Here is an 18,387-nt window from a genome sequence, read left to right on the forward strand (position 1 = left end):
TACGATTCTTTTTCAAGCTGCTGCCATACTTTATACTTGCCCCTTTTATACTTTGCTGATCATACAAAGTATGAACTTAGGGTACAAAGTATAGGGGTGTTAGCAATCCCACAAAAGAGCGATCAACAATAAACCAGCAATTAAAACGGATACCCGATAGCGATGTTCAGCACCATGCCATAGTCGCCGTTGAAGCTGCCGTTAAACTTGTTCAGCACGAAGCGGTCGCCTTTGGGCAGGTAGGGCACCATCACCGGTATGCCCAGGTCCAGGCGGATCACGAAAAACTCAATGTCTATGCGCAGACCCACGCCAGTGCCCACGGCCAGCTCGCTCAGAAAGTCTTTTGCCTCAAATTTGGCCCCTTCTTTATCTGTTTCGCGCAGGTTCCAGATGTTGCCGGCGTCAGCAAACACGGCGCCCTTAAAAAACCCCGTTATCGGGAAACGGTACTCCAGGTTCCCCTCCAGCCTGATGTCGCCGGTCTGGTCGAAGAATGAGAAAAGCAGGCTGTCGGGCACATTGTAAGAGCCTGGGCCAACGCTGCGCGCCCGGAAGGCCCGGATGCTGTTGGGGCCGCCAATGGAGAACTGCTTTACATAAGGCATGGTGGAGGAGTTGCCGTAGGAGTAGCCAATACCCGTTACCAGGCGCGCCACCAGCTGGCTCTCCTTGCCCAGGTTCAGGTAATGCCGGAAATCATTGTCGAGCAAGGTGTACTGCGCATAAGACTGGTTAACCAGGGTACGCGGCTCATCGTCGGTAGGGGGCGGGTTGCCCAGCAGCGACTGTACCCCGCTCATCAGGTTTCCCGAAATATCCAGCGTAACCTTGTTAAAGATATTTGAGAGCTTGTCTTTGCGCATTTGGTTGCTGTAGGTGAGCTGGTAAATAGCGCCAAGTATAAACTGGTCCTCAAAGCTGCGCCGCAAGTATGGGTTTGTGGTCAGTAAGTTTTCGAACGCCGGGGTAGTGTTGGCCAGGCGCACATACTGCAAATTAATGGGGGTGGCATCAAACGTAAGGGTCTCGCGCGGGCGCCAGGTATAGCCGTAAGAGGCGTTATAGGAGTTCATGTCGTAGTAGCCGGATCGGCTCAGGAAATTAAAGCCAAGCCCCATGCGCGTTTGCGGCACAAACTCGGTGCGCAGGTTATAAAAATCGAACGGCGACACAATGCGGGGAATGGCCAGCGTGGACTGCACGCCCAGCTCGTAGGAGGTAAGGTTGGTATTGCTCGGCTTCGACACCCCTTCCGGCGCGGTGCCCGTGCCCCTGCCGCCCACCTGCGACTCAAAGCTGCCGGTAACCTCTACGTTCAGCACCTCCGAACCCCGGAAGGTATTCCGGTTCCGGAACGATACTTTTACACCCGGGCCGGCAAAGTTATTCGATTTGGTGACCATCTGCGCCTCAGCCCGCAGCGATTTTCTCAGGGACGGTGTCAGGTAAATAAAGGCATCCAGCTTTCCGGCGGCGGCGGTGTCAGGTTCATAGTCTATGTTCACGAACTTGTAGGCCGAGAGCCCTGACAGGCGCTTGGTCGTGAGCAGGTGGTCTTCGCGGGTATAAAGGCTGTCGCTCTCCAGAAATACGCCGTCCAGCACATGCTTGGCTTTTACATAGTTCTCGTTCGGGATGTAGTGGTAGCCTTTGTAGTCGATGGTGTCGTTTACAGAGAGGCTGTCGCCGAGCGAGTAGTTGGCAAAAATAAAGATGTCGTCGAGGGCGTAGGGCTTAAGGGACTGCGCGGCGGCTGCCCTTTTAACGCGGAGCAGCACGTCAGCCTGGCGGTTGCCCACCGTGGTGTCTACGCTGAAGATGAGCAGGTCCGGGCTGAAAAAGTAATAGCCGCTGTTCTTGAGCACGCCATCCAGCCGGATGCGCTCGTCGGTCATCACGCTCAGGTCGTAAGGCTCTCCCGGCTTTAGCAGCGATTCAGGCTTTGCCCTCTCTATTACCTGGTGCACCTGCAGCGAGTCATCCAACGTATACTTGATGTTGCGCAGGCGGTAAGGCTCCCCTACACGGGCGGTCCAGGCAATGGTGCCTTTCTTTTTGGCGGTGTCGATGTCGGTGGTGCTGCTTACGCTGTTGATAAAGTAGCCCCGGTTGTGCAGGCGGCTGCTCATCACCTGGCTCACGCTGCCCGTATCCACCTGCGAGACCAGCACCGGCGGCTCCCCGAGCTTGGTCATGATCCAGTGCTTCAGGCCTTTGTCCTTTTCGGTATAGAACGCGTTGTAAATGCCTAGTTTCGGGCGCAGCCCAAGTATGGAGGCGTTTGGCTCGGGGCGCACAGTGGCGCTCAGTTCCGTCTCTAACTCAGGGCCGCGCTGGCTGCTGTCGTTTTCATCCTCCACGTTTACGGAGAAGCCGGTAAACAAGGCATCGCCCTCCGGCACCGTTTTTGTAACGCTACAGCCCGCCAAAAGCACCTGGGCCAGCAGCAGTGGCAAAAGTATGGCTACAGGCAGTTTTCTACTGCTTGGGTAGTGTCTCAGCATACAGATTATTCTCTACCTTCTTCTTTAAGATCCTTTTCTTGTTTTAGCTCCTCCTCCTGCTTTCTGAACTCGCGGGCAGCCTCCAGCTTGCGCTCCTCGTCGCGGCGGCGGCGGCTCTCCAGGTCGCGGAACAGGTCGGAGAAGTTGTTGTACTCCCGCACAAAAATGAGCGACACGCCCGTGGCACGCACATCGCCACCCTCAATAATGCCCTCGTACTGGTTGCGCTGGAAGCCCCGCACCCGCAGCGACCCGCTTTCGGTTAAAGAGTACTCCACAGAAATGTCGCCGCCAAAGCCGCTCATGGTCTGGTTTGATTGGCTGCCGCCTTCCAGCCCGATGTCGGTGCCGACCCGCACGGTAAGCCTGTCGTTCAGGAACTGCTGGCGCATGGCCACGTTCAGGTCGGTGCGGCCCTGCGCAGAGCCGGAGGAGTAGTCCTGGTAAGAGTCGACGCCTAGCTCAAGCCCTAGCCCGCCGGCATAGCGGTTGGTCAGTTGGTTCAGCTGGTCCGTCATTACCTGGCTTAGGCTGTTGCGGGCCGAGGCCTCAAAGCCGCCGCCGGAGCTGCTGAGCGGGTCGGGGGCCATAAAGCGGTTGAGCACCAGCAGCGAGAAAACCTGCTTGTTCATCTCCGATTCGTCCTGGCGCAGGTTGCCCAGGCTGGTGAGCACGATGGGCGGCACGCTGCCGCGCCTGTTCTCGGGCATTTGTATGTCAAAGGTGATGTCAGGGGTGAGGATATCATTGCGCACGTACACGTATACCTGAAACGGCTCCTGGTTGCGCAGCGCCGGGTCTTGGTAAGAGGCCGCCTGTGATGCCACCAGCTCCTGGGGGGCAGCCTCTACGGTATAAATGGCCGTGATATCCATGTTGGCCTGCAGCGGGTCGCCGGTCCAGTTGATGTAGCTGCCTTCGGCAATGTCGAGCTCCCGCGAAGCCAGGTCGTAAAAATCCATGCTGTACTTTCCGTCCGTCACGGTAAAGCGGCCCGACATGTTCATCTCCCCGCTCGGGCGCATGCCGATGTAGAGCGGGTCTGCGGTGCCGCGCACGGTCAGGTTATCCCCTGTGGTGGGGTCTATCACAATGGTGATGGGCGTTTCGTCGGTAACGGTGAGTTGGGCCTCCACATTGGCCCCCACAAAACCGGTTACCTCGGTTGTGTCGGCCTGTTCTGCACGCAGGATGCGGGTCATCTCCGGGTTCAGGTTCACAAATTCCACGATGCCTTCCCGTTCGGCGGCGCCCACCTCATCGGCAGGTATAACCGTGGTAAAGTCTGAGCCATCCAACACCTTAGCGTTTACCTTTATGTTTGGCTCCAGCATGTTTCCGGTAATGGAGGCGTCTGCTGAGACGTAAACAGTGCCGTAAAAAAGGCTGTTGTCCTGGGCGGTGGAGTTAAGCGCCAGAAAGCGCTCGGTGTCAACATTCAGCCCAAACGTGAAGTCGGTATAGTTCTCCGTCAGGATATTGCCGTTGATCACCAGATCGTTGCCCAGCGAGTCGGTGATGGTGAAGTTGGGGAAGCTGATGCCCTGCTGGTTGAAGTCGAGCCGTTCGTTCTCCAGCGTAAACAGAGAGCCCAGCATGGTGATGTTGAACTGCGCCCGGTCAAAGTCTAACTGGCCCTGAATGTCGGGTTGCGCTAAAGTGCCTGTAATGCGCAGGTCGCCGCTGGCGCTGCCATCGAGCTGCTTCACCATGCCTGCCATAAAGCCCTCCAGCGAGGCCATGTTCAGGGTGCCGATGTTGGCGTTCATGTTCAGAAGCGTGGCATTGGGCTGCATCTCCATAAAGCCGCCTACTGTTACCTGGTTGCTGTTGCCGGTGAGGCGGGCATCTATGTTATAGCGGTTGCCGCTGGGGTTGCTTGCCTGTAGCGCCAGGTTTCCTACCGGTACGCCCTCGTAGGCAAAGTCATCCACCGTCAGGTCGGCGGTAAAGGCCATGTTGTCCAGCAATATATTTTGGATGGTGGCGGTGCCGTTGATAGTGCCCGAGATCAGACTGTCCTGCGGCTGCTGCACAGTGCGCATCAGGTAGCCGATATCCAGGTTCTCGAACGTGGCGGTTAGCGGCGCTTGCGGCGATACCGGGCCGGAGCTGTTCAGAAGTATAGCCTGCCCGTTGTGCTGCAGCCTGATGTTATTAGCATACAGCAGGTTGGTGTCGAACTGCAGGTAGTTGTCCTGTGGCACATCCCAGTCATCACCGTTGATGACGAGCTGATCGGGGTTAAAGGCGAAGCGGTAGCCGCGGCCCAGGCTATTTAATACGCCTCCTATCACCAGCCGCTCTTTTTGGCGGGCGCTGTCTCCGGCAATGGTCAGCCGCAGGGCCAGCTCGTTGTCGCGGGCGGCGCCGTCCAGGGTAATGTTGTCCATCGTGAGCGACGGGGAGATGAGGTGCTGCAGGTTCAGGTTATAGCCCAGCTCTTCGCGGTTGCCATCCACGGCCAGGTCCAGGTTCTGTAACGTATAGTCGGTGTATACGAGTTTGCTGATGCTGCCCTTCAGCTGTAGCTGCTGGTTCTCGCCGTTGTAGCTTGCCGTAATCGGCCCGGCAGGCTGTAGCTGCTCCAGCCCCGGCACAAACGCTAAAATCAAGCCCGTCTTTTTCAGGTCGACGGTGGCCGTAAAGTCTTCCAGGTTCAGGTTGGCAGGGTAGGGCGGGTCCGGCTGCAGGTCCAGGTAGTTGGAGAAATGCTTTTGCAGCGCCGTTGGCAGGGTAGCGAGCGAGTTCTGGAAGTGCATCTCCGCATCGGCCACATCAGACTGCAAGGCTATGTCGGCATTCTCCCCCCGCTGCTGCAGCGTCATCACCAGCGAATCGATAGGATAGCTTTTGCCTGACTGCGCCACCACCAGTTCCTGCCCCTGCAGCTTTCCGCTGATGGTGCTGGCCTCGGCGCCGGTAAAATCGCCCTGTAGCTTGCCTTGAATGCTTAGCGGCTCGGGGTACAGGTTCAGGGCCTGCAGGTTGGCGCGGGCCAGGTCCAGGTTAAACGTATAAGCCGGCTGGGTGGTGTCGCGCAGGTTAAAGGTGCCGGCCAGGTCAAAGGCCAGGTTCTTATCGTCTGCAGTGGCCTCTACCTCGTACAGGTTCCGGTTGATGGTGGCGTTCAGGTCGATGTCGTTGTAAGTATAGCTGTTGTAGTCGAGTAGCTGCACATCGGCCTGCACCTTGGCGCGCATTGTTTCGGGGGTAAGGCCGGTGCCTTGCGCCTTGGCGTTCAGGGCTACTTTGCCGAGCCCGAGGCTGTCGGTCATCAGTTGGTTTAAGGCAAAGCCGCCGGAGCGGACAGTGGCCGTGAAGCTTTCGTTGGCGCCCATATCCACCTTGGCCACCACATTGCCGAACGAAGTGCGCAGGTCGGCGTTGGCGTCGAAGTTGGTGAGGCTGCCTTTGTAGTTGCCCTCCAGGCTCATCTGGGCCGGCAGCCTGAAGTTGGGCGGAATGGTGCCGGCCGGAACCAGCGCCTGCACGTCGGTGCGGGTGGTGGCAAAGCGGCCGATGTGCAGGTCTAAGTATAAATTATCCGGGTCCATGGCGTTTCGAACGTTGCCGCTCACCGCTACACGCGTGTCGCTAAGCCCGGACAGTTGAAGGTGCTGTACGCGCAGGTTGTCCAGTTGCCCCTTGGCCTTGGCCGATACCTTGATGTTGGAGTTTGCTATACTTTGGAAAGAGGGGTTACTGGCCATGTCGGGCATAAAGTATAGCACATCCTGCATGCCGATGTAGCTGTTCTCGATGTCCACGTTCAGGCCCACCTGTTCCGGCTTATCGGCTATCTGCGCCAGGGAGGGGTAGGTCATGGACAGGTCGTTCTGCAGGTGGCTGTGGCCGGTTTGCAGTTCCAGGTTGGCGAGGCTGGCGCTGGTGGAGTCCACGGTGATCTCGGCTTCCAGGTTTTTGAGCTTAAAGCCGCTTTGCTCCTGCAGGGTAAACTGGTTCAGGTCGGCGCGGATGCGGTTCAGGCTGTAAAGTATGTCTTGCGCGTCCAGCGTTACGTCCGTAAACTTCAGGTGGTCGTAGTCCATGCCGCTGGGCTGTTTGGGAGCGTTAAAGTTGTCGAAGGCCACATCCAGGTTGCTCACGTCGATCCCGCCAAGGGTTACCACCCAATTTACAGGCTGCCCTTTGGCCTGCTCCACCGATTTGTCCAGCTCCTCCACGGTTCGTTCCGGGTTTATAGCCAGCGAGTCGGAGGGTTTATACTTCTCCTGCACATACTTCAGGTCGGTGTCGTGCAGGGAAAAGCTTTCCAGCTCCACCCGCGCGTTCGTCAGATCTATGTTGTCAGATACCACCTCCGACTCTCCCAGCGCCAGCTCCACACGCTGCTCGGCGGGGCGGCTCAGGTAACTCAGGCGGATGTTCTCCAGCGCCAGGCGGTTCAGCCCAAAATCCATTTCCAGGGGTTCATAGGCTGACGTGTCGGGGGGCGGAAGCTTGGTTTGCTCGTAGTCTACCCAGGTGTTGGCCAGCCGCACTTCGTCTACCAGGTAGCGCTGCTCTTCCAGGTTCAGTTCCTCCATGGTGGTGGTCAGCTCGCCCACGCGGGTTTTAATGTAGTTGCCGCCGGCCTCATCCCAAAACACCACATACACGTTGTCCAGGTTTACGGTGCCCAGGCTTATCTGCATGGCGGAGGCCGTGTCGGCGGGCTGTGCGGCGGCGGTGTCGGTGGCAAAGGCCTCCGTGATAAAATCGAAGTTGGTAGTGCTGTCTTCGCGGATGTGCAGCTTCAGGGTGGTGTTGTCCAAGTCTACTTTGCTGATGTTCACCTCGCCTTTGATCAACGAAAGTATGGCCATGTCCACGCCCAGCCGCTCGGAGTACCAGAGGGTGTCCTGCTGCTGGTCCTCCACATACACGTTCTTCAGCACCAGGGCGTTGCGCCAGTCGGTGGTAAAGCCTCCTATGTTCACTTCGGTGCCCAGGGTCTTCTGCAGGTAGTTCTCGCCTTGTTTGGCCAGGTAGTTCTGCACCCCCTGAAACTGCAGAGCGATGATGATAAGAAGAAGCAGCGCCACGATGATGGCGAGGGGCCAAAGTATAACCTTCAGTATGGTTTTGCCTATGTGCTTTGCTGATGCGATGACTCTCAGGATTTTGGTTGTGCTTTGCTTTTACGGAAAAGTACCCGAAGGGATAGGGCTTTGCCAATATTTAGCTGCAGTAAGAATAGGGTCGCCATTTCCTGTCGGGGTTGTAACACAGGTTGTAATAGCCAGCGGCAGGGGGAGGGGGCCGGAAAGGGCGGAAATGAAGGGCAAAAAGAAGCCCTACTGCCAGGAGGGAAACCTGTTGGCAGTAGGGCCGGAAAATCTTGGTGGTTTATACTTACACCGAAAGGATGTTGACCATGTTCAGGTAGTGCGGGTTGATGAGCTTGTCTTTGGTGATGGTCTCGATGAACGGCGTGTACACCAACTCACCGTTGATGATGCCGGCCATCACGCACTTCTCGCCCTTCAGCAGGCCTTCCACGCAGGCAATGCCTAGCTGGCTGGCCAGCATGCGGTCGGCGGCGGTTGGGGCACCGCCACGCTGTACGTGGCCCAGTATGGTGACGCGGGCATCCATGTGCGGCAGCTCCTCCTGCACTTTGGCGGCTACCTGCGAGGCGTTGCCAGCTTCGTCGCCTTCGGCCACAATCACGATAAAGGACGTTTTAGAGCGGTTCCAGCCGGTGCGGAGGGCGTCCACCACGTTCTCTATGCTTGTCTCGGCCTCCGGTATCATCACGATCTCGGCACCGCCGCCAATGGCGCAAGGGATGGCAATGTAGCCGGAGTCGCGGCCCATTACCTCGATAAAGAACACGCGGTCGTGGCTGTCTGCCGTGTCACGGATCTTGTCGATGGCGTCGAGGGCGGTGTTTACTGCTGTGTCGTAGCCGATGGTATAGTCTGTGCCGTACAGGTCGTTGTCGATGGTGCCGGGGGCGCCCACGATCGGAATGCCAAACTCCTCATAAAAGATGTTGGCCCCGGTAAAAGTGCCGTCGCCGCCAATGCACACCAAGCCTTCGATGCCGTGCTTCTGCAGCTGCTCATAGGCCTGCTTACGGCCCTCTGGGGTCACAAAGTCCTTGCTGCGGGCTGAGCGCAGTATGGTGCCACCTTTCTGGATAATATTGCTTACGGTGTGCGAGTCCATTTTGTAGATCTCGCCCTTGATCATGCCTTTATAGCCACGGTGAATGCCATATACTTCTATCCCATGATAAACAGCGGCCCTCACAATCGCTCTGATACATGCGTTCATGCCCGGCGCGTCGCCGCCTGAAGTAAAGACTCCAATTTTCTTCATGGTGTTAATGTCTCTGTTAGTTGCGGTAATATTACTCAAAATCCGATATACGAACGTTAAATTAATTTTAACTTGTGCCTGGCACCGTATCATCGATAAAAACTGACGATATTCTGCGACTTTAAATAGAGGAAACCGTATGTTATAGCGGAACGCCGTACGCTTGCTCTATTGTGGGGGTTGCTGCCTCAGGAATTGAGGTTGTTCCCGGCTTTTGAGGCGCAGGAACGGTGTCAGCACAAATTGGAGCCCAATTAAACTAATTTAACCTACAGAGGCAACGTATGTTCGGTTTTTTTGAGAGTGAAGAAACAAAAAGATTAAAAAGTCACATCACAAACCTGGGTGCGCTGGCTAAAGTGGACGGCCATTTGGATCCTTCTGAGATGAAATTTATCATTGCCATTGGCCAGAAGCACGGCCTGAAGCCAGATGAGGTGCGCTCGCTTTTATCGGATGCCAAAACCAGGCCACCGCAGCTGCCCACCAACGACTCGGAGCGCTTTGACCAGATCTACGACCTGGTGGAGATGATGCTGGCCGACGGCATCGTGGATGAGAGCGAGATGGACTTTTGCATCAACATGGCGGCAAAACTGGGGTTCAAGAAATCCATTGTGGGGGTTTTGGTGCGTAAAATCTCGGTGGGGGTGAAAGACGGCCTCACGCGGGACAACATCAAGCGGGAGGCGCAGGCATTTTTTAATTACTAATGAGGCAACACGAATTTTCTTACCTGGTATTAATTTTATCGCTTTACGGCGGGCTGCTGATCACGCTGGCGTCCGTTTTTTTAGTGGAGGACTTTAAGCCGCTTGTTTTCCTGCTGCGGTTCAGCACGTTCTGGCTGGGTAGCTTTGTGTTGGCGGTGTTTGTGTTTTTATACTATACGCGGCAGCGCATGTATACTTTGCCTAAAGTGGAGCGCAGCCGCGTGTTGCGCTTCAGCACCTACTTGGTAAGCTTCGGCACCGGCCTGGCGCTGCTGGTGGCTTCTTCGCTTCTTCTGCTATATCATACGTAAAGTCACCCGCCTTACGGGATGGGGTAGCTTTTAAAGGTGCCGTTCTGGTAAATGTATAGCCTTGCCTTCTCTCCCGTACCGACACCAATGGCCTCCTGAGCCAATTTTGGCAGCTCCGCGTTTTCGGGCCACTCGTCCGGCGCCACCCGGTACAGGTAATATGAGCTTTGCCCGTTCCCGTTATCCAAGGTGCCTTGTTTTAGCTCCACCAGTTTATACTTGCCTTCCTGTGTTTGCAGGGCTACTATAAGCCGTAGCTCTTTTTCTTTAGCCAGCTGCAGGGCCACGTCCTGCCTGCTGTCTCCGTCGAAGTCGCCGCGGGCAAGGGAGGGGGCGCTGGCATACTCCTTTGCTTTTTGCTGTGCGGCAGGTGCTATTTCGGGCTGCTCCCATCCCGGATACTCTTCTGCCAGAAGCTGCATAACATCGGGTGGCAGCGGCAGGGTAGGAGAAATTTCGTTTTCATCTGTTTTCAGCGCGTCTTTTTCGGTGCTGGCAATGCTGTCCAGGGCCTCGGCTTGGGGCGCCACCTGCACCTGCTCGTCTTTTACCTCCTCGTTTTTAGGGGAGCAGGCAAGTATAAACAGCGGTAGTAAGTATAGGAGGTTTTTCATATTGTATAACATAACTGATGGTATACTTTACTACGATTGCCGCCCGCCTGTTACAAGGGCCAGAACACCGGCACCATCACCAGGATAACCACAATAAGCAGCAGGGTGAGCGGCGAGCCCACTTTCATGAAATCCCGGAAACGGTACTTGCCCGGGCTGTAAACCAGAATGCAGGCCGGCTCGAAGGGCGTTACCAGCGACACCGAGGCAGCCAGCATAATGGCAATGGCAAAAGCACGCGGGTCTGAGCCCAGCGCCTCGGCTGTTCTTAAGGCCACCGGCACTATTACCAGGGCCGCCGCCGCGTTAGACATGGGTTGCGTAAGTATAACGGTTAGCAGCACAAAGCCCGCCAGCACGGCCACCTTGCCCATCGGCCCCAGCACCTGCACAATGCCCTCGGCCAGAAAGTCTGCCGCACCGGAGTTTTCCATGGCCGTGCCAAAGGCCGTCATGCCCCCAATCAGCACCAGAAGCTTAAAGTCGATGGCGGCGTAGGCTTTATCAGAGCTGATGCAGCGCAGCAGGATGGTAGCGAGGGCAGCCATCAGGAAAGCAATGGAAAGCGGCAGGACTTCCAGCGTGCCCAAAAGTATGGCTACCAGAAAGCAGGAGATGGCGATGATGCCTTTCCGTTTTTTAAAGAGAAGCGGCTCAAACTCGCCGAGCAGCGCCAGGTTGCTGGAGTTGCGCAGTTGGCTCAGGCGCTCCGGCGAGCCCTGCACCAGCAGCAGGTCTCCGAGCTGCAGTTGGGTGCGCCCTATTTTAGTGCGCAGCGTTTCGCCGTAGCGCGAGATGGCCAGCACCACCAGCCCATAGCGCTGCAGAAAGTTTATCTCTTTTATCGTGCGCCCGATCAGGGCGGATTGCCGCACCACCAGCAGCTCTGCCAGTCGGATGTTGTCTGTCTCCAGGTCCTTCTCCAGGATCACATCGGCCATAATGTCAATGCCTTTGGTTTCCTTTACCTTTATCAGGTTGTCCAGGTCACCTTCTACCAGCAGCACATCGCCGGCGCGTATGCGGGTGCGGAAGTCCGGCAAAAAGTTTTCTTTGCCCCGGATGATGTTCAGGATGCGGAAGTTGAGCGTGGTAAGGTCGGAGGCAAATACCAGCTGGCCAGCCAGCGGCGAGTCCTGTTGCACCACAATCTCTGAAAGGTACTTTTGCAGCTTATATTCCTCTGTCAGCTGCTGGTCCTCGTGGTTGGGCAACATGCGCTGGCCTATGGTCATCATGTAGGCGATGCCAACCAGGAAAATAACAGCGCCAATACCTGTTATCTCGAAGATGCCGATGGGCGCTAACCCCGTTTTGGAAATGTAGCCGCTTACTGCCACGTTGGTAGAGGTGCCGATAAGAGTGCAGGTGCCGCCAAGTATGGCCGCGTAGGCAAGCGGCATCAGCAGCTTAGAGGCGCTGGTGTTTATACGCTTGGATAGGCCCACCAGCGGGGTCACGAGCATGGCCGTCACGGTGGTGTTGTTCATAAAAGCCGATACGATGCCCGTAACCAGCATAATGGTAAACAGCATGAGGTTCCGGCTCTGCTGGGCCAGCCGCACTAACCGTACCACGGCAAAATCAAGTATGCCTGTTTCCTGCAGGGCCGCGCTGAGCACAAAAATGGAGGCGATAATGATGATAAAGTCACTGCTGAAACCGGCAAAGGCTTCCTGGGCGGTGATGATCTGCGAACCGGCCAGTACCACGAGCATGAGCAGCGTCACGATCTCGATGGATACTTTCTCGGTTGCAAACAGCACCACGGCAATCACCAGCAGCGTCAGCACAAGGGCTATTTCCATAAAGCTTTGTAGATGTGCTTATACTTCAGGGCAAAGTATAGCCCCGGTTTTTACGTGCAATCAGGGCTGCGGTTGCTGGCAGGAGTAGGGATGTTATTAATGGGTAAGGCTTGATAGGTTGAGAATAGTTATACTTTCCTTCCACGGACTTCCAACTTCGCTTGAGGCAAGCGTCCAGCTGTATAAGTATAAGTACAAGTATAGTGTTAAAGGCTGGAAGCAGCTTGTCATACTTTTCTGGCGCAAGCGTCCGCTTGTGCCTTGTGCGCTTCCTGCATCTTGAAGCAAGCTATCCTTTCTAGCTACCGTTTACCCTCAGTCTTACATACCTATCGTTGCATCTCATACTTGGCTCCCTCCAAGGCCGGGAGGCCCCTACCCCCACCCAAGGAGTGGGATCAGGTTCGATAGCCACTGCTTTTGCTATGCAACTTGAACCAAGTCCCCCTTCGAAGGGGGCAGGGGGATGATTACACCTGCCTAATTCCCCTCCTCTGGACTACCGAGAACGCGAGTTCGAAGGTAGCGAGCGTAGCTCTGAGGGGCAGGGGTGATTGAATAAGGCTAGGGTTGAAATTCCCTCTCGGGAGGGGTAGGGGTGTGTTTACACCTGCAGAAACTTCCTCCCCTGTTTTTAGGGGTGGGGTGAAAGCGAAATACAAAAAAGAGACGCAAGGAACTGCGTCTCTAAAGTATAAAACTACAACAGCTTTCTTAGTCTTGGGTTGCCTCTTCAATGGAGCGCAAAATCACGGCACAGGCTTCGCGTATCTCCTCCGCTGTGATGACAAGTGGCGGCGCGATGCGCATGGAGTTGTCGCAGAACAGGAACCAGTCGGTTAGCACGCCGTTGAGTATCGCGCGATCGATAACTGCTTTCAGCACCTCAAAGCTCTCAAACTCAGCGGCCATCATCAGGCCGCAGTTACGGATCTCTTTGATGCGCGGGTGCACCAGCAGCTCCCGGAACAGCGCCGCTTTTTCTGCCACGCCCTCCAGCAGGTTCTCCTCTTGTATGGTTTGCAGGGTGGCCAATGAGGCGGCGCAGCTTACAGGGTGGCCGCCAAACGTGGTGCAGTGGCCTAGTATTGGATCGGTCTTAAAAGCAGCCATAATCTCCTGCGGCGCAATAAAAGCCCCGATAGGCATACCGCCTCCCATGCCCTTGGCGCACAAAAGTATATCCGGCTCTATGCCAAACTGCTCGAAGGCCCAGAAGGTGCCGGTGCGCCCGAAACCACACTGTATCTCGTCTAATATCAGCAGGGCGCCCACCTCGGTGCAGCGCTGGCGCAGGTGCTGCAGGTAATTATTCTCAGATACCCGCACGCCTGCCTCGCCCTGTACTGTCTCTACAATAACAGCGGCTGTTCGGGTGGTAATATCCTGCAGGTCAGGAAGGTGGTTATAGCGGATGTGGCGCACGTCGGGCAGCAGCGGGCGGAATGCGTTTTTGAAGCCCTCGCTGCCGTTTACCGAGAGGGCACCCTGCGTGGAGCCATGGTAGGCGTTGCGGCAGGACACCAGCTCAGTGCGGCCGGTGTAGCGTTTGGCCAGTTTCAGGGCGCCTTCCACCGCCTCTGTGCCGGAGTTCAGGAAGTACACGTTGTCCAGGCGCTTGGGCAGCGTTTCCGTGAGTGCCTGCGCCAGCCGCGCCTGCGGGGCCTGCACAAACTCGCCGTACACCATCAGGTGCATGTATTTTTCCAGCTGCTCGTGTATCGCGGCCAGCACGCGGGGGTGGCGGTGGCCCACATTGCTCACCCCAATGCCCGAAATCAGGTCGAGGTAGCGCTCGCCCTGCGTGCCATACATATAAACGCCCTCGGCCTTCTCCACCTCAATCATGAGCGGGAAATCTGACGTCTGTGCCACGTTCTGCAGAAATAATTGCCTCATCGAAATCATAGTGCAAAGGTACGCAATTAAAGGCAGCAGTAGAAAAAGGGCAGGCAGCAGTTAAGGTCCATTGCATAGGCGTAGCCCTTGTTAATCTTTTGTGGGAATAGTATAATTATAGGCCGGTTAAAGAATTGTTAAAGTATAAAACACGCCTGTTTTTTGTTTCCAGAACTTTTAGGGTTAATTTTAGTATGACTGTTTGGAATACGACCTACCAGCAATAACTACGTTAGAGGAGCCTTTTTTACATGAGCGAAGAGAATCACATTTTAAAAGACGCTTCGGAGCTACTATCTCAAAACCAGGATTTGTACAGGTTACTTGTGCACGGCGTCCGTGACTATGCTATTTTCCTGCTAAGCCCTTCCGGCTATATTCAAACCTGGAACCCCGGCGCAGAGAAAATAAAAGGCTATACGGCCAAGGAGATCATAGGCAAGCACTTTTCCATATTCTACCCTGAGGCCGCCATACAAATCAAGCACCCCGAAATGGAGCTGGCGTATGCCAAACTGCACGGGCGTTTTGAGGAGGAGGGATGGCGTTTAAAAAAGGACGGCAGCAGGTTCTGGGCAAACGTCGTGATCACGGCGATCTTCAGTAGCGACAACGGCCAGTTAATTGGTTACTCCAAGATCACGCGCGACCTGACGGACCGCAAGATACTGGAGGATAGACTTTCGAATACCCTGGAGGAGCTTCGGAAAAGCGAGGAACGGGCAAGGCTGCTAACCGAAAGCGTGTCTGACTATGCCATTTTTATGCTGACGCCGGAGGGCAAAGTGGCCAGCTGGAACCACGGGGCTCAAAAGATAAAGGGCTATGCCGCCGAAGAGATTATCGGAAAGCACTTCTCTGTCTTTTATCCTGAAGAAGCCAATCAAAGGAAGTATACGGAGTATGAAATAAGCCGCGCCCTGCAAGACGGCCGCTTTGAAGATGAAGGCTGGCGCGTTCGCAAAGACGGCACCATGTTCTGGGCCAATGTGGTGATCACGCCTTTGTATAACCCCGAAGGCAAGCTGATCGGTTTTTCAAAAATTACCCGCGACCTGTCGGAGCGAAGGAAGAACGAGGAGCTGCAGCGCAAAAACAAAGAGTTGCACAAGGTGAACACCGACCTCGACAACTTTGTGTATGCCGCCTCTCACGACTTAAAAGCCCCAATCTCGAACCTGGAGGGGCTGATCTCCTTATTGAAAGAGGACATGGGGCCGGAGCATGCAAAGCACGAGGAAGTCATGAACCGCATAGACAAGTCCATCAGCCGGCTAAACAACATCATCCTGGACTTGACAGACGTGACAAGGGTGCAGAACGAGGAGGTGCAGGTGGAGGAGGTGAAGCTGAACGACCTGGTGCAGGAGGTGGAAGGCAGCCTGGAAAACCTGATTTTTTCCCGCAGCGCCACCATCGAGAAAGATTTCTCCGGCTTTGACCGCTTATGCTACTCCCGCAAAAACCTGCGCAGCATCCTCTTTAATTTGATCTCCAACGCTATAAAGTACGCCGCCCCGGACAGGAAGCCGTTGGTAAGGGTAAAAACGGAAAAACAGAACAACAAGTATATACTTTCTGTTTCCGATAATGGACTGGGTATTAGTGAAAAGCATCAGCAGAAGATTTTCTCGATGTTCAGGCGCGTGCACACGCATGTAGAGGGCACCGGCCTTGGGCTGTACCTGGTAAAGCGCATCCTGGAGAACTCTGATGACCACATTGTGGTGGAAAGCGAAGAAGGGAAAGGCTCCACCTTCAGGCTATACTTTCATCAGGGCCAGGAGTAATTTTCGTGTGCTTTGGGGAGGGTGTGGAAGTATAAAACTCATCGTTACCGCATCTTTTCCCGTACAATAGGATGAGCTAGGAGGATACAGGAATTATGTATCACAGAACAGAAAGGAGAAATTATGCCACAAGGAGATAAGTCTGCTTATACAGATAAGCAGAAGCGTAAAGCCGGGCACATCGAAGAAGGTTACGAAAAACGCGGCGTGAGCCACAAAGAGGCCGAGAAGCGCGCCTGGGCCACCGTTAACAAACAGGACGGCGGCGGCAACAAGAGCGGCTCCGGCAGAAAGAACCATTAAAGCACCTTATAGAAAAGCAAAGAGGCCAGGACTTGACTCCTGGCCTCTTTGCTTTTACGGATAGTTGTTGGTGTGCTCCGTTGGGTTGTCATAGCTGGCGTCTGCGGTTACGGGCCTGGTGCGCAGCACCCGGTTGTGGGAGTAGGGCCGCTGCACCGGGCGGCGGCGCGCGCTTCTTTCGGAGCTGTAGCCGCTGCCGTTTTTGCTGCGCTTGGCAAGGGCCGCCCAGGCCAGGCCTGCCACAGCCACGGCTCCGGCCACAGCCAGCACTGTAGGAACAGGGTTGCCTGCCGGCGGTGGCACCGACACCACGCCATACTCATCTACCACGGCAGGCTCGTGCACGTAGCGCCCATGCTTAGGCACCGCCAACAGCCAGAAATCCTGTACCAGCCGGTCCAGCTGCTGCCGTAGTTCCTCGCCGTGCATGGGCAGGCCGTGGCCGGTGGCTGCAATCTCAGGGCGCAGGTTATCTAAAATCTCTACGGAATGGTGCGCCGCCCCCCAGTCTGGGGTAAAGTAGGCCGGTGGCCCATGCACTTCGCGCTTCTGCGTCATCACGGCCATGGCAGACTCCCCGTTGCGCGTTACAAAGGCATCTCCTGCAATCAACGTACGGTCTTCTTCCCGGAACAGCGAGATGTGGCCCGGGCTGTGGCCTGGCGTGTGCAGCCACCGCCAGCCCCCTAACCCCGGAACGCTTCCGTCTGGCGGAAGCAGCTCCAGCCTGTTTTTGATGTTGATCGGCTTTTTAGGATATGCAAACGAAAGGTAAGCCATCGCGCCGCCACCCACACTTGGGTCTGGCGGCGGGTAGTTGCTCTGGCCCGTGAGGTACGGGAATTCCATCTGGTGGGCATACACCGGCACATCCCATTCCTCGGCCAGCTCCTTCACGGCGCCAACGTGGTCGAAGTGGCCGTGGGTAAGTATGATGGCGCGTGGCCGGCTATTGGAGCCGAAGATCTCTGCCGCTGCTTCCCTTATCTTGCCTGCCGAGCCTGGCACACCGGTATCAACCAGTACCCAGGAGCCGTCGGGGTTGGCTGCAAAGTATAGGTTAACAAACACGGTTTTCAGTCCAAACACGCGGGGGGCTGCTGTAAAGGTGGCTCGTTGGTTGGCGCTTTGCTGCGCTGCTGTTGTTTCCATAGGCTAGATCGTTTTAAAGTATAAACCTGATGTTACTTACGCAACACGCCGCCGATAAGCTGCCAAAACCGGCGCAGTAGTTCCTGTTTTCTCTAAAAGACGGCGGTGCGCCGGCAAAAATGGCGGGAGGCACGCTTTTTGTACCTTACAGGTGGTCGCTAAAAAATGATCAGTTGTTTCTGGATTTGCAGGAATTATTTATCTTAGAGGAAAGTTATTTTATTGATATGGTTAATTTATTTGTACCCCCCAGCTATATGGCCGTTTACGCGAAGTGTGTAGATGCGTCGAAGCCAGCCTTTGAGCCGGAAGAGTGGATAGAAGAAGGAAAGGTGTATCCGGTGAAGCATTTTACTGAGCCCCTGAACCAGGGCGACGGTTTTGCTGTCACCATTATTGATGAGGATGGGGTAGAGATCCATCCGTCGCCGTCGCACTGGAGCTTTGCCTCCACCCGCTTCGAGTTGTATACACTTCACCTTAACTAGACCTAAATTGAGAATCTTACGTTAAATTATTTAAGGCTGCCCTGGGCAGCCTTTTTTGTAACTAAGTTGTAGGATAGTGTAGCAGAAGAATTTTACCCATGAGTGCCAAAGAATTTAACGAGTTGCCGCCGCACCTGCAGGCAACGCTGGCCCTGGAGCAAGGGCACTACCTGTACCACCGCATCAAGGGCTGGTGCAAAATCGACCTGTACTGGCTTCACGATTTTTATGTGGAGATCTGGTTTTTGTATGACCTGAAAAGCATTGGCCTGGTACGCGCACTCACCACAAGCAGGCAACTGGAGCCCTACCTGGAAACAATCAAACTAAAGCTAAAGCCGCAAAGAAAGGACAAGTGAAGTTGGACGTTTGAGGTTGAGCGGTCTTTGTAGTGAGCGTGATGAGGGGAGGCGATAACTGGCAGCGGCACGTAGGTTCTGCTACTGCAGGCATGCTTTACCTCCTCTTCAAA

General features: G+C 55.4%; 13 protein-coding genes. 6 read left to right on the forward strand and 7 right to left on the reverse strand.

Going from position 1 to position 18,387, the window contains the following annotated elements:
* Positions 1 to 140: 140 nt before the first annotated feature.
* The 3 genes from tamL to pfkA all read right to left on the reverse strand — a co-directional run bounded on the left by tamL (position 141) and on the right by pfkA (position 8,837).
* Positions 141 to 2,507 carry a translocation and assembly module lipoprotein TamL gene (gene tamL / locus FJM65_RS09070; protein ID WP_140621187.1) on the reverse strand — a complete coding sequence of 789 codons (2,367 nt, stop codon included), beginning with the start codon at positions 2,505 to 2,507 and terminating at the stop codon, positions 141 to 143.
* Positions 2,508 to 2,512: 5 nt separating this feature from the next.
* The gene (locus FJM65_RS09075; protein WP_140621188.1) at positions 2,513 to 7,555 is read right to left on the reverse strand and encodes a translocation/assembly module TamB domain-containing protein; all 5,043 of its coding nucleotides are present in this window, start codon (positions 7,553 to 7,555) and stop codon (positions 2,513 to 2,515) included.
* Positions 7,556 to 7,865: 310 nt separating this feature from the next.
* Positions 7,866 to 8,837 carry a 6-phosphofructokinase gene (gene pfkA, locus FJM65_RS09080; RefSeq protein ID WP_140621189.1) on the reverse strand — a complete coding sequence of 324 codons (972 nt, stop codon included), beginning with the start codon at positions 8,835 to 8,837 and terminating at the stop codon, positions 7,866 to 7,868.
* Positions 8,838 to 9,121: 284 nt separating this feature from the next.
* On the opposite strand from pfkA, the gene FJM65_RS09085 reads away from it, so the two are divergent.
* Both FJM65_RS09085 and FJM65_RS09090 read left to right on the forward strand, forming a co-directional pair.
* On the forward strand, positions 9,122 to 9,550 hold the full coding sequence (locus FJM65_RS09085; RefSeq protein WP_140621190.1) for a TerB family tellurite resistance protein: 429 nt from the start codon (positions 9,122 to 9,124) through the stop codon (positions 9,548 to 9,550).
* Positions 9,550 to 9,861, forward strand: a complete 312-nt coding sequence (locus FJM65_RS09090; RefSeq protein WP_140621191.1) for a hypothetical protein — start codon at positions 9,550 to 9,552, stop codon at positions 9,859 to 9,861. The genes FJM65_RS09085 and FJM65_RS09090 overlap by 1 nt, the downstream gene beginning before the upstream one ends.
* 11 nt (positions 9,862 to 9,872) lie before the next feature.
* Here FJM65_RS09090 and FJM65_RS09095 read toward each other — a convergent pair whose 3' ends face one another.
* From FJM65_RS09095 to FJM65_RS09105, 3 genes are all read right to left on the reverse strand, one after another.
* Positions 9,873 to 10,475 (reverse strand): hypothetical protein, encoded by a 603-nt coding sequence (locus FJM65_RS09095; RefSeq protein ID WP_140621192.1) that lies wholly within the window; start codon positions 10,473 to 10,475, stop codon positions 9,873 to 9,875.
* A 50-nt stretch (positions 10,476 to 10,525) separates the two neighbouring features.
* The gene (locus FJM65_RS09100) at positions 10,526 to 12,283 is read right to left on the reverse strand and encodes an SLC13 family permease (RefSeq protein WP_140621193.1); all 1,758 of its coding nucleotides are present in this window, start codon (positions 12,281 to 12,283) and stop codon (positions 10,526 to 10,528) included.
* A 714-nt stretch (positions 12,284 to 12,997) separates the two neighbouring features.
* Entirely contained in the window at positions 12,998 to 14,188 is a 1,191-nt protein-coding gene (locus FJM65_RS09105) for an aspartate aminotransferase family protein (RefSeq protein ID WP_219855971.1), read from the reverse strand.
* A gap of 245 nt (positions 14,189 to 14,433) precedes the next feature.
* Here FJM65_RS09105 and FJM65_RS09110 point away from each other — a divergent pair, with 245 nt between their 5' ends.
* Both FJM65_RS09110 and FJM65_RS09115 read left to right on the forward strand, forming a co-directional pair.
* Positions 14,434 to 15,972, forward strand: a complete 1,539-nt coding sequence (locus tag FJM65_RS09110) for a sensor histidine kinase (protein WP_140621195.1) — start codon at positions 14,434 to 14,436, stop codon at positions 15,970 to 15,972.
* Between the two features lie 123 nt (positions 15,973 to 16,095).
* A complete protein-coding gene (locus FJM65_RS09115) occupies positions 16,096 to 16,275 on the forward strand; it encodes a hypothetical protein (protein WP_140621196.1) in 180 nt (59 codons plus the stop codon).
* Positions 16,276 to 16,329: 54 nt separating this feature from the next.
* Here the strand turns inward: FJM65_RS09115 and FJM65_RS09120 are convergent, their stop codons facing one another.
* Complete coding sequence (locus tag FJM65_RS09120; RefSeq protein WP_140621197.1) at positions 16,330 to 17,427, reverse strand: MBL fold metallo-hydrolase; 1,098 nt, start codon at positions 17,425 to 17,427, stop codon at positions 16,330 to 16,332.
* Positions 17,428 to 17,684: 257 nt separating this feature from the next.
* Between FJM65_RS09120 and FJM65_RS09125 the strand changes: the two genes are divergently transcribed.
* The gene (locus FJM65_RS09125; protein WP_239022891.1) at positions 17,685 to 17,915 is read left to right on the forward strand and encodes a hypothetical protein; all 231 of its coding nucleotides are present in this window, start codon (positions 17,685 to 17,687) and stop codon (positions 17,913 to 17,915) included.
* A gap of 98 nt (positions 17,916 to 18,013) precedes the next feature.
* Complete coding sequence (locus FJM65_RS09130; protein WP_140621199.1) at positions 18,014 to 18,274, forward strand: hypothetical protein; 261 nt, start codon at positions 18,014 to 18,016, stop codon at positions 18,272 to 18,274.
* Positions 18,275 to 18,387: the final 113 nt, after the last annotated feature.

The organism is Pontibacter mangrovi, from assembly GCF_006385705.1.
In the GTDB taxonomy this organism is placed as follows: Bacteria; Bacteroidota; Bacteroidia; order Cytophagales; family Hymenobacteraceae; genus Pontibacter; species Pontibacter mangrovi.

Excerpts from the sequence above, each read along its gene's own strand:
- FJM65_RS09110 (WP_140621195.1), top strand. The coding sequence starts at position 14,434 with ATGAGCGAAGAGAATCACATTTTAAAAGACGCTTCGGAGCTACTATCT.
- FJM65_RS09090 (WP_140621191.1), top strand. The coding sequence starts at position 9,550 with ATGAGGCAACACGAATTTTCTTACCTGGTATTAATTTTATCGCTTTAC.
- FJM65_RS09085 (WP_140621190.1), top strand. The coding sequence starts at position 9,122 with ATGTTCGGTTTTTTTGAGAGTGAAGAAACAAAAAGATTAAAAAGTCAC.
- pfkA (WP_140621189.1), bottom strand. The coding sequence starts at position 8,837 with ATGAAGAAAATTGGAGTCTTTACTTCAGGCGGCGACGCGCCGGGCATG.
- FJM65_RS09125 (WP_239022891.1), top strand. The coding sequence starts at position 17,685 with ATGGCCGTTTACGCGAAGTGTGTAGATGCGTCGAAGCCAGCCTTTGAG.
- tamL (WP_140621187.1), bottom strand. The coding sequence starts at position 2,507 with ATGCTGAGACACTACCCAAGCAGTAGAAAACTGCCTGTAGCCATACTT.
- FJM65_RS09130 (WP_140621199.1), top strand. The coding sequence starts at position 18,014 with ATGAGTGCCAAAGAATTTAACGAGTTGCCGCCGCACCTGCAGGCAACG.
- FJM65_RS09095 (WP_140621192.1), bottom strand. The coding sequence starts at position 10,475 with ATGAAAAACCTCCTATACTTACTACCGCTGTTTATACTTGCCTGCTCC.
- FJM65_RS09120 (WP_140621197.1), bottom strand. The coding sequence starts at position 17,427 with ATGGAAACAACAGCAGCGCAGCAAAGCGCCAACCAACGAGCCACCTTT.
- FJM65_RS09100 (WP_140621193.1), bottom strand. The coding sequence starts at position 12,283 with ATGGAAATAGCCCTTGTGCTGACGCTGCTGGTGATTGCCGTGGTGCTG.
- FJM65_RS09115 (WP_140621196.1), top strand. The coding sequence starts at position 16,096 with ATGCCACAAGGAGATAAGTCTGCTTATACAGATAAGCAGAAGCGTAAA.